We start from the raw sequence: 11124 nt of genomic DNA on the forward strand, positions 1-11124 counted from the left end.
CTTAGTTAAGTTACCTTAGTCAAGTTACATACTTTCTTTGTACGTCTTCTTTATACATCGGGACTGACCCTATGGACCAATTATTACTATGTAAGTAATGGTATATAAGTGATGGTATAATCAAAGACAATATCATTTTATTAGCTGTGTTGTAAGAAAAGTGTAACCTAATTTAAAGGCTTGAATTAAGGCTTTGGGCAAGATACAGGCAAGCTATAAAAGGGTTACAGATAAATTCGGCAAAGATTACAGATAAATTCGGCAAACTGCCCATAATGCAGGCAGACCTGCCTGATAAAAATGAAATAATTACCTGACTCGATTATCTAACCCAATTATCTAACCCGATTACCTGACCCAATTACCTGACCAGATTACCTGACCAGATTACCTGATCAGATTACCTGAATCGGACCGGACAGCCAGAGTTTGTAGGCGTTAACACATTCCCAAGGCCGTAAAGAGCTTTTTTAAATCCGCCTTTGACTTCTCAACAAAAACCCCTCTTGTTCCCGAGATCATAACAGTCCAGTCGCCGCCGCTGTACATCCAGTTTTGCTGAGGTACCCAGTTCATCTTGTAGAGTTGCGTGTAAGCACTGGCCAGAGCATCGAACATCAGGTTCACGGCTCCGCAGAACTTGGCAGTCATCTCAGCCATCTCTTTTGGCATTTCATCCCTGGACTTATACTCCACAAGCTTTCCTTCGGGACTGAAAATCCCGGCTGCCATTACCCCATCAAACTTCAGAAGTTCATCTAACGATAAATTGCATTCCTGTACAATCATTATACTAACCCCCAACTAAATCGGTATATACCAATCAGCGGTCTATACCTGTGAACTTATACCGTGAATTGTTTACTAAATCTTAAGGTTTTCCGGAATTCCTGTTTTATCCTTTAAATTGCTTTTACAGACCTGCAAGTTTTTCCCCATGCCTTTGTGCATAACTCACTCAGTTCTCACTCAGTTCTTACTCAGTTCAGTGAAATAATGTTCAGTTCAGCAAGATAGTAATTCCTTAAGGCCTGATTTTTGCGTAATGGAATGAAAAGGGATTGATATGATATTATATAAAAATATCAAATTAAAAAAAGAAAATTGAAAATTCAATTTAAACCGACTTTCTCAGAGGTCTTCAAAAAATAACTTTTTTCTTGTTGTCGTTTTTGGGGAACTAATCGAAAATCTGCATCTATTATCTCAAATTAAGCTTCGGGAAAAATGGGTAATGGAAGTTTTCAACGAAGGCAAAAGGTCGAAATGCACTCTTGTTATTGTAATTTCCAATTTATTGTAATTCCAATTGGAATTTGTTCATTTTGTTTGTGGGCTCATCCAAAACCAGGTTTTCACAAGTTTTAACTCTTTCTAAAACATGACTGTTAAGAGTGAAAGGCTTATCACTTTCTGCATTTTGTTTCATGTTATGTAAAGTTGCCTTCAAGCACCCTATTTCTCCAATTAGCATATTAGCATATTAGCATATGAAACATTCAATATTTTTTGATTAATTTCTTGAGAACCTATCCTCTGAACCCTAAATTAAGGGTTAACAAAACTCAGTTTTCTGGTATCCTCTTAGGCAACAAACAAATTTTCATCCAATATATAACGCTAAATATAATTAAATCACTATTAATTTATAAACGGAAATACATAAACAATCCCCAGGCAAAATCTGCAGGTTGAAGGAACTTATGATAAAAGCAGGTAGTTCTTTTTTTCACAATGGAAAGCGCTGTACTATTGGTGCGGTTATCTCACTCAAAGGATTGCCTTACATGGTTACGGTTTCTCATATATTTTAGGGAGAAGGAGACCGTCTGACAGTTGACGGAATGAAACTCGTTGTTACAAGAATTTTAAAAGGCTACAACATAGCCTTGATAAAGCTTCCTCCTTACACTGAGATTGAGATCACGGAATTTGGAAGCCCGGCCGAACTGGAGCTGGCTGTTCTTGTTAACGATACTCGCACTATTAATTACTGCAGGGTGGCTAATTCTGGAGCTTCCTTACTTTTTCTGGGCTTCCAATGCCATGATATGCCTGAACCTGAGGATAGTGGAACTCCTGTCTTGCAGGGAGGAAAGGTAATAGGAATGATGACCTCGACAATCCTGGATACCTGCATGGGAATCGCGGTTTCCTCGAAGATTCTCCGTAGCCTGTAAGTGGCAAAATATTATTATTATTATTATTATTAGTAGTAGTAGTAGTAGTAATTATCATAAAACGCCTTTTTTTTGATTTAGAGGATTTAGATACCTTATTTTGCGTATTTTTCTCTGAAACTGAATTGTCGGAGAGCCTGTTTAGGATGAGGTGGTCACCTTCAATTTGATTTTTTACTTTCTGCTACAAACAAAAAAGCAGAATCAATTGAAAAATTTGAAAAGATGATTCCTGAAGAATATAGAAAACGATGGAATATAGAAACTGGATATAGAGTGAAAAACGAGTTCAAGATACGATCATGTACAAAATTTCCAGTAGCAAGAGTATTGTTCTTTATTATTCAATGTATAATGTACAATGTCCTAAATATGCTAAAGTCAGTTCTAGAAATTACAGCTTATGAGCTAAAATCATTAATAAATGAAGACATAAACAAAGCTGTAAGATATAGACTAAATCGCTTAATTTTATTCCGGTCAATGTGTTACTGGATTGTTTGAGATGGGTCTATGAAGAAAGAAATCGAGCGCTACGCACTCGATTAACTATAATAGAACTTATTTCAAATTAAAATTTGAGAACTTAATAGCGAATGCTATAAAATTACTCAGTGTAATATTATTTTTTGAAAAATGTAAGTGAAAGTTATAGCTTAAGAATTTTAAAATCTGATCAATAATATAGTCTACTTTGAAAATTAATGGATAAAATGTAAGTTCAATTTGTTTTTATCATTCGGAAGTCAGTTTGATCGGAACTACTGACTTTTATAGAAAAGCTCTTTTGAAACATTTTAGAATTTTGATTGAGTTTCCAAGAACTGGAAAAAGAAGAAGACCAAGGAAACCAAAAATTTTTCCTTTCGATGATTTGAATTCTGCACAGATAATCAAGACAAGAATAAATTGGATACTTAAGAAAGTAGAGAAGAAGAATATCTCTTTGGAAAAGACATTGAACAAAGCGGAATCTCAACTACTTTACTTGAAAGACAAAATCTGACTTTTAGGCAGGATAACAACAGAGTTTCAAGAAAAACAATAGGGTTTTCAAAAGTGAAAGAATGATTAGAGTATCAAATGAAGTTATATTGCACGCATTTTAACTTATGTAGAGTTCATGGAGGATTAAGGTACAAGAATGAAGAGAAATACAAATTTTTTCATTCGATTAAGAAAATGTAAAAAATGTATAAGAAACACATAGGCAATAGGAATTTACAGAATTTTTGCTACTCCATAGAAAAAAAGTAAAAAATTGAACAGGAAAAAGTAAAAAGTTGAAAAGTTAAAAAATAAAAAGAAATAGCCTAAAATAAGTTACAAATTGGCTTATTTCAGTAGGTATCCCATTTTTATACGATATTTTGATTTTATCTTATAATCCTGTAAGTGTATTCATAGTTTCCGCCAGGCTTTCCGTCTTCATTTCCATCCAGAGCAATACCATGCTCATCCATTATGAATCCTGATCCGGTTTCGCTCCCAATTAGAGTAATTGTTATTTCGGCACCTGATTTGTCCATAGGGTATTTGCTATAAGGACGAAACATGAGCATTCTGGCTCCTGTGTTCAGTAATCCAGCCACAGGTTCTTTTGATGCAGAACTTCTAACTATTACGGTTTCTTTCGTAATGGTTGCATTGTTCATAGGCTTATTGAACTCGACCCAGATAGGGTGGTCATGCCTGAAAGCAAATGTCTGCCTGTCAGGATAGATGGATTTTACCTTCGGAAGAATCTGTTTGTGCTTGAAAGGAATGAAAAACGATTTTAAAGCTTCTGGAAGGAAACTGTTGAAGTACCTATGTTTTTTAACGGCATGTATAATGGCAGCTCCTGCAAGAACGCCCAGAAGAACTTTACACCATTTACTTATTTTGTGCAGGTTTACCCTCCCCCAAGCCTCATCCCACTTCGACTCTATGACCTCTTTTTTTAGCAGCACGCCTTTTAATAGCGTATAAAAGTGTTGCGCCTGCAAGAACACCAAGAATTATTTTACCCATTGTCATTAAAGGTCTCCCCCTACCTTTTTCAGCTTCATCTGCTTCACCAAACAGTATTTCTTCCGGCTCTAATTCGGCTTCTACTTCCTTTTCAAGTCCCCCTGACCGAAGTTTATTCAGAAGATATGCGCCAAGGGCCAGCTTAGCATATTTACGTAATATTCCCTTTTTCCCTGGAGATTTAACTGACTTCATTTTCTTCATGACATATGCACTGAGTAATAGCTTACCATATTTGTTTATATATTTCAACCTTGAACCCCCATAATTTTTCCCTAACCGGAAAGCCCCTTGTATCAATTTCATCCGGAAAGGTGAGTAATAAATTTAATACTCCTATATATATCCTATGGCTCGCATATTATTTAACGACAACTGTGTAGAATATTAAATAATTTTTAACTGAACGCCGGTTTGTGAAGCTGTCAGATGCCCAGAGAAAAAACTGGAAATTATTGGAATTGGTGCAGCAACCTTCATTGAAAAACTGTCTTTAAGTCCATGCAGAAAAAAAATCTTTATAAACAGGAGAGAAAAGAAACAGGAGAGAAAAGAAACAGTAAAGAAAAAATACTTTTTATTAATTTAAGTACAGACGGTCTCCATTTATAGAGTACAGATAAGTTCCGTGGATAAGTACAGATGAAATCATTATGAAAAGTGGGGTATCGATATAAGTGCTTAAAAATAGCATACTGTTGCAGATATAAGAAAAGAATTAGAATTTTTCCAAGAAAAGAATTAGAATTTTTCCAGAAAGCGTTCAGGGTAATAAAAATACAGGATGATAGGTCACGAAAGCATTTTGTATTATCGAAAAGAAATGGAAAAACATGAAACAATCACTCGGAGCAAAGCCACTTTCATTTCCGACTCCAACCTGGGCTGTCGGCACCTATGACATGAATGGAAAGCCAAATGCCATGACTGTAGCCTGGGGAGGAATCTGCTGTTCGAATCCTCCATGTGTCAGCGTATCATTAAGAAAAGCCACTTATACCTATGCCGGGATCATGGAAAACAAAGCATTTACGGTCAGTATCCCATCAGAAGCTTATGTAAAACAGGCCGATCACTTTGGAATAGCAAGTGGAAGGGATGAGGATAAGTTTGAGGCCACATGCCTTACGCCGGTAAGAAGTGAGCTTGTACCTGCCCCTTATGTGGGTGAGTTTCCGGTTGTCCTTGAGTGCAAACTTCTGCATAACTTTGAGATAGGGCTTCATACCATATTTGTAGGAGAAATCCTGGATATCAAAGCCGATGAATCCGTACTCGATGAAAAAGGAAATCCTGATATTGAGAAAATCAAGCCCGTTATATATAACCCGGGAAGTAGAGACTATTATGGCATCGGATGTAAGCTTGGAAAAGCTTTTTCGATAGGTAAGGAGTGTTGAACGAAAAAGCAATATAAAAAACTAAAAAGTAACGTAATTAAAAGTACCAAAAATTAGGCATTCAAATACTTTTTTATTCCTTCCTAAACGTCTTTTTCGCGAAAATCTTCCATCCTCTGAGGTCTTTTCCCTCAAATTTTTCCTTTACGGCTTCAAGCAGGGAAGGAATATCCAGATGCTGTGGGCATTTTTCAACGCATTGTCCACACTGGACGCATTGGGAAGCATACCCTGGCACGTCGCCTCTTATTATTCCTCCGGGTTTTGATACATACATAAGTTTTGCTTCCCTTTCATTGCCTGACAGGTAAAAGTTATCGAAGATCTCAAAACAGCTAGGAATATCCACGCCTGAAGGACAGGGCATGCAGTACCGACAGCCAGTACAGCCAATTTTCATGAGTTGACGGTACTTTTGCTCAACTTTATTAACAAGCTGCAGTTCGGCGTCAGTCAGGGAGTTGGGATAGGCTTCAGATGCGATCTTCAGGTTTTCTTCAATATGAGACTCCTCATTCATGCCCGAAAGCACAACCGTAACCTCAGGACGGTTCCATATCCAGCGAAGGGCCCATTCTGCAGGGGTGCGCTTTACAGGAGCTTCATTCCAGGTCTCCTGAACTTCAGGAGGTACGGGATTTGTCAGCTTTCCTCCGCGCAGGGGTTCCATGATAATAATACCCAGGTTTTTTGAAGCAGCATACTCAAGCCCTTCCGTTCCTGCCTGGTTCTCTTCATCAAGGAAATTATATTGAATCTGGCAGAAAGTCCAGGGGTATGCATCCACAATCCGTTTGAAATCCTCTGACGATCCGTGGAAGGAGAAACCTGCATTTATAATTCGGCCGTCAGATTTTGCCCTGTCAAGAAAATCCAGCACTTCAAGCTTTTCCATTTTGTCCCATAAAAGCCCTACAAGCCCGTGCACAAGGTAATAATCAATATGGTCAGTCTTCAGCCTTTCAAGCTGGGAATTCAGGATCCTGTCCATATCCTCCTTCCTCTTTATTGTCCAAGAAGGAAGTTTTGTAGCAAGTTTGATTTTTTCTCGATATTCATCTGCAAGGGCCCGGCCAAGGAAAGGCTCGCTTTCTCCCATATGATACGGCCAGGCCGTGTCGATATAGTTTACTCCGTGATCGATTGCATATCTAACTTGCCGGGTAGCTCTTTCTTCATCTATCTTTTCGTCCCTGACTGCAAGGCGCATGCATCCGAATCCCAGTATTGAAAGTTCATCTCCGTTCTTTGGCACTTTTCGGTACAGCATTTTTATTACCCTTCTATTTTAAGCGTTTACATTATTTTAAGGGTTCTACCTCCAAATTGCGCTTCGTCACCCGAGTCCCGTCTCGGGAGGACGGGGCTCTTTTCGTTCACTTCGTTCGCTCAAGAGAGGTAATTTTTAGATAAAGACACTAATTTAGCTTCGGGAGAACAGCCATAGTTGCACTTTAGGAGGACAGGGCTTTTTGCCATAAAGAATTCGGTAGTGTGCCATTTCATAATGTGCCGGATTTTCTAGAAAATTAGAAATCTCAAAAGTTATTGTTTGGAAAATTCAATATCAAAAGACCTGTTTATCCTTCGGCATACAAAAAGTTGGCTTCTAATTTACAGCAAATTTAAAACAATACTATAAATTCTCTTAAATTATATTAATTTTAAAATATTGTGCTTTAATGGAAAAGTTTAACTATATAATTTTCCAAGATAATATTAACATTCTTTAATAAATAATAAATGATAAGGGCATATTATAATGAAACGAGTGGATAAGTATTTTTCAGTAAGCTTAATGTCATCAATTCTGATTTTATTCCTAATTGTCTTTTCATCTACGACATCTGCAGTTACCGAACAAAATAGTACGGCTATAATGGCGGAAAATAATACTACGTACAATCCATTATATTTAGATAATCTATGCTATAGTAACCTCATACAGAATAAGACGGTGTATGTAGCTGGAGATGGAAGTGGAGATTTCAACTGTAATGGAAGTAATGATCAGGTAGAGATAAATCAAGCTCTTAAATATGTTGCGGAAAATCCGCAGTTTACAACTGTTCATTTAAAAGGCCCATATACATACGTTATCTCAGATAGTATTTTTATTGGAAATAACACGACCGTGGAAGGCGATCCTACAGCCGTAATTAAACTTATAGATAAGGCTAGCTGGCCAGTTGATAAGCCACTTATAACGCAGATGGACAGTAATGAAATAAATGGAGTAACTATAAAAGGATTTGAAATCAACGGAAACCATGACAATAATCGAGATAAAGAGAATGGGTACGGATTTTACAATATGATCCATTTCTGCAATTCCACAGACATCCAAGTTCATGATATGTACATGCATGATGGACATGGAGAAGGATTGAAAGTAGAGCGCAGTTACAATGTTCAATTTTACAACAACACTATATATAAAACTGGTCATAATGCTCTTTTTGCAGAAGGTTGTCAGAATTTAGAGGTCTGGAACAATAACATAACCATCAGGACTGATTGCGGTCTTAGAGTTTTAAATTCAAATCATGTAAAGTTTCATGATAATGTAATCGACTCCTTTCATCACTGGAGTGCAGGCGGTTCTGGCATTCTGATTGAGAAAACAACAGGGGTCGTTAACGATGTAGAAATATATAACAATACTATCCATGACACTTATGGGCCTGGAATCTGGTTAATAGGTTGGTTAGATTCTTATCCTAAGGAAGAAGCCCAGAATGTCCACATTTTTGACAATGTCTTTTATAATACTGGCACAAACCCAAATATTGACCTGGTAGGAAGCATAATAACAAGTGGGTTTTACGATACTCTAATTGAAAACAATACCTTTGACGGCGTATATCATGCGGCAATTATTCACATGCTTCCTACAGAGATCCCTATCTATCCGGCCGAAGTTCGTACCAGTCTTTCACCCACAGGCACGGGACACACAACAATTGTTCGTAACAACATAATCGTAAATACCCAAAAGCGCAAAGAAGACCCTGAGGGGACGGGATATGCAGTAATCAATTATCTTCCTGAAACGTACGCTTTTGTGCTGGAAAATAACTGTTTGTACAATAACTCTGCAGGTAACTACCAGAACTGCACATCAAATACAGACATCTATGTAGATCCTCTTTTTATAAACCAGAGTATACACGATTATCGTTTGAAACCAAACTCTCCTTGCAATGGTACCGGATATACTTAATATACCTATTGAGAGATTAAATGGAGAAGGTCGTATCTGTGTAATTAACTTATACAATTGACTCCTATGCAATTGACTCCGTGGTAATTGCATAAAGAATCTGGTGCTTTTCCTTCTCCCTATCAATCTTTTCATATTTAACAGGAAAAACGCATTCACTCTAATTCAGTATTAAAAGTTCGTTCTCGTTCTCTGGAACTCTTCTGAAAGTATACACTTTCCCCTTTACTCTCCTTTACCGCTTTTCTCTCTGCCTTTAATCGAACCTTATTAATCGAGTTAATTGTATATTAACTAGTTTGTGAATTATTTTTTAATTACTCTTTCTTAAAGAGTTTTTTAGCCATAGCCATTCTTTGCTCCGGGTCAGTTCCTTCCAGTTCTTTTGCTACAGCTTTGAGCAGATCAGGTATTTTTAGACTTTGGAGGCATTTTTTCCATACATTTACCACACTCAATGCACTGGGAAGCAAATCCTCCAGGCTCAGTGTTTGTAAATACGCCGCTCATCCTGACTGCATAAGTAAACCTGGCACCTTCTACATCACCGAACATATGAAGGTTATTGTAAATTTCAAAACATTCAGGTATATTTACTCCTGAGGTATATTTACTCCTGAAGGGCAGGGCATGCAGTACCGACAGCCAGTACAGCCAATTTTCATGAGTTGACGGTACTTTTGCTCAACTTTATTAACAAGCTGTATTTCGGCTTCAGTCAGGAATTTGGATAAGCCTCAGATGCGATTTTCAGGTTTTTTTCTATATGGGATTCCTCATTCATGCCTGAGAGTACAACCGTAACTTCTGGATGGTTCCATATCCAGCGAAAAGCCCACTCTGCAGGTGTACGTTTCGTTTTGGCTTCATCCCAGATATCTTTCACTTCAGCAGGTACCGGGCTAGCCAGATTGCCTCCTAGAAGAGGTTCTATAACAATTACACCCAGTCCTTTCGAGGCTGCATACTCAAGTCCTTCCGTTCCTGCCTGGTGCTTCTCATCCATAAAGTTATACTGGATCTGACAGAAAGTCCAGGGATAAGTGTCAACAATCCGCTTAAAGTCCCCAATTGGTCCATGAAAAGAAAAAACTACGTTGATAATTCGTCCGTCGTCCTTTGCCTTATTAAGAAAATCAATCACACCAAGAAGCTCAAGTTTATCCCATACTTCTCCTGCCAAACCATGGAGCAGATAATAATCTATATAGTCCTTATTGAGTCTCTTTAACTGGGTATTCAATAATCTATCCATATCTTCCCGATTTTCCACAAGCCAGGAGGGAAGTTTCGTAGCAAGTCTGACCTTTTCTCGATATCCATCTGCAATGGCTCGCCCAAGGAAAGACTCGCTTTCTCCCTGTGATAAGGACAGGCCGTGTCGACATAGTTTACTCCGTGATCTATCGCGTATCTAACTTGCCGGGTAGCCCTTTCCTCGTCTATTGTCCCATCTTCTTTCACAGGGAGGCGCATGCATCCGAATCCCAGTATTGAAAGTTCATCTCCATTCTGTGGTACTTTTCGGTACAACATTTTCATTAACCCTCTGTCTTAGTTGATTCCCTGATTGTTAATAGTTTTCCCCACAAGCTTTTTCAAAAAACTGCTTGCCTGCAAGCCTTTTCAAAAAAAGCTTGAGCGAAAACTCCAGTAACAACATAGTCTGCGCGATCAAACAGCGCAACGGCTGTTCCAAAACCCTTTTCAAAAAAAAAATTGATCGAAAACCCAGCAAAACGTCTTAATCGACCGGATTAACCGTCTCAACAATTTCGGCTGTTTTATCCTGAAATAATCTCGCAAATTCAAACCATTTGAAAGTTCAATACACGATACAATAGCAAGCAGCGCAAAAAGTTAAATGTTGCAAAGAGTTAAATGTTGAGTAAGTTCCAATCTCATTTTGGCATTGCAGAATGATCATGTAAAATGAAACAAGTTCAAAGTTGGAGTAAAATAGTAGGCCAACTGTATACGATATGTAATTGAAATACAAAAATTAAAAAAGCAAAATAATATTGGGATAAAACACAAATCTCCAGGAAGTTGCTGGGTAGAAAATTCCGTATCGTGAGATGAATTTTCTTCACGGTATGCAAGAACTTGACTTCAAATTTACAGCAAATTCGAGACACTGCCCATTCCATATCTTTAACTCTATGATATTTTGAATCTTTTGGCTGGAACTGGGCCGGGAACTGTGTCAAATGCAGGGAAAAAACATGAAATTCTTCCATGCGTCATCGGTTAAGCATTAAATTCCCTCTCTTGTATGTGTTTTTTTGTATTAGTAATCTAAATATCT

The 11124-nt window shown here is 37.8% G+C and carries 8 protein-coding genes and 3 pseudogenes; 5 read left to right on the forward strand and 6 right to left on the reverse strand.

The window, feature by feature from the left end:
- Positions 1 to 438 precede the first annotated feature (438 nt).
- Positions 439 to 789, reverse strand: a complete 351-nt coding sequence (locus A9239_RS08060; RefSeq protein WP_048117796.1) for a DUF2173 family protein — start codon at positions 787 to 789, stop codon at positions 439 to 441.
- Between the two features lie 1055 nt (positions 790 to 1844).
- Here A9239_RS08060 and A9239_RS08065 point away from each other — a divergent pair.
- From A9239_RS08065 to A9239_RS08070, 3 genes and pseudogenes are all read left to right on the forward strand, one after another.
- Positions 1845 to 2180 carry a hypothetical protein gene (locus tag A9239_RS08065; protein ID WP_230629179.1) on the forward strand — a complete coding sequence of 112 codons (336 nt, stop codon included), beginning with the start codon at positions 1845 to 1847 and terminating at the stop codon, positions 2178 to 2180.
- Positions 2181 to 2351: 171 nt separating this feature from the next.
- Positions 2352 to 2755, forward strand: a pseudogene (locus A9239_RS18230) (ISH3 family transposase); the annotation flags it as partial.
- A 191-nt stretch (positions 2756 to 2946) separates the two neighbouring features.
- Positions 2947 to 3329: pseudogene (locus A9239_RS08070) on the forward strand (IS1 family transposase); the annotation flags it as partial.
- Positions 3330 to 3556: 227 nt separating this feature from the next.
- Here the strand turns inward: A9239_RS08070 and A9239_RS08075 are convergent.
- Entirely contained in the window at positions 3557 to 4132 is a 576-nt protein-coding gene (locus A9239_RS08075; protein WP_230629180.1) for an Ig-like domain-containing protein, read from the reverse strand.
- Positions 4092 to 4445 carry a hypothetical protein gene (locus A9239_RS08080; RefSeq protein ID WP_048122910.1) on the reverse strand — a complete coding sequence of 118 codons (354 nt, stop codon included), beginning with the start codon at positions 4443 to 4445 and terminating at the stop codon, positions 4092 to 4094. Before A9239_RS08080 ends, A9239_RS08075 begins: the two co-directional genes overlap by 41 nt.
- A 581-nt stretch (positions 4446 to 5026) precedes the next feature.
- On the opposite strand from A9239_RS08080, the gene A9239_RS08085 reads away from it, so the two are divergent.
- Complete coding sequence (locus tag A9239_RS08085; RefSeq protein ID WP_048117799.1) at positions 5027 to 5593, forward strand: flavin reductase family protein; 567 nt, start codon at positions 5027 to 5029, stop codon at positions 5591 to 5593.
- A 73-nt stretch (positions 5594 to 5666) separates the two neighbouring features.
- On the opposite strand, the gene A9239_RS08090 is transcribed toward A9239_RS08085, so the two are convergent.
- Complete coding sequence (locus A9239_RS08090; RefSeq protein WP_048117801.1) at positions 5667 to 6863, reverse strand: aldo/keto reductase; 1197 nt, start codon at positions 6861 to 6863, stop codon at positions 5667 to 5669.
- A gap of 492 nt (positions 6864 to 7355) precedes the next feature.
- On the opposite strand from A9239_RS08090, the gene A9239_RS08095 reads away from it, so the two are divergent.
- Complete coding sequence (locus tag A9239_RS08095; protein WP_048155399.1) at positions 7356 to 8816, forward strand: right-handed parallel beta-helix repeat-containing protein; 1461 nt, start codon at positions 7356 to 7358, stop codon at positions 8814 to 8816.
- A gap of 405 nt (positions 8817 to 9221) precedes the next feature.
- Here A9239_RS08095 and A9239_RS20910 read toward each other — a convergent pair whose 3' ends face one another.
- Positions 9222 to 9371, reverse strand: coding sequence for a hypothetical protein (locus A9239_RS20910; RefSeq protein WP_369815396.1), 150 nt, complete (start codon positions 9369 to 9371; stop codon positions 9222 to 9224).
- A 163-nt stretch (positions 9372 to 9534) separates the two neighbouring features.
- A pseudogene (locus A9239_RS08100) lies at positions 9535 to 10358 on the reverse strand (aldo/keto reductase).
- Positions 10359 to 11124 lie beyond the last annotated feature (766 nt).

The organism is Methanosarcina sp. A14 (assembly GCF_001729375.1).
Classification (GTDB): Archaea; Halobacteriota; Methanosarcinia; order Methanosarcinales; family Methanosarcinaceae; genus Methanosarcina; species Methanosarcina barkeri.

Excerpts from the sequence above, each read along its gene's own strand:
- A9239_RS20910 (WP_369815396.1), bottom strand. The coding sequence starts at position 9,371 with ATGTTCGGTGATGTAGAAGGTGCCAGGTTTACTTATGCAGTCAGGATG.
- A9239_RS08090 (WP_048117801.1), bottom strand. The coding sequence starts at position 6,863 with ATGCTGTACCGAAAAGTGCCAAAGAACGGAGATGAACTTTCAATACTG.
- A9239_RS08065 (WP_230629179.1), top strand. The coding sequence starts at position 1,845 with ATGAAACTCGTTGTTACAAGAATTTTAAAAGGCTACAACATAGCCTTG.
- A9239_RS08085 (WP_048117799.1), top strand. The coding sequence starts at position 5,027 with ATGAAACAATCACTCGGAGCAAAGCCACTTTCATTTCCGACTCCAACC.
- A9239_RS08060 (WP_048117796.1), bottom strand. The coding sequence starts at position 789 with ATGATTGTACAGGAATGCAATTTATCGTTAGATGAACTTCTGAAGTTT.
- A9239_RS08095 (WP_048155399.1), top strand. The coding sequence starts at position 7,356 with ATGAAACGAGTGGATAAGTATTTTTCAGTAAGCTTAATGTCATCAATT.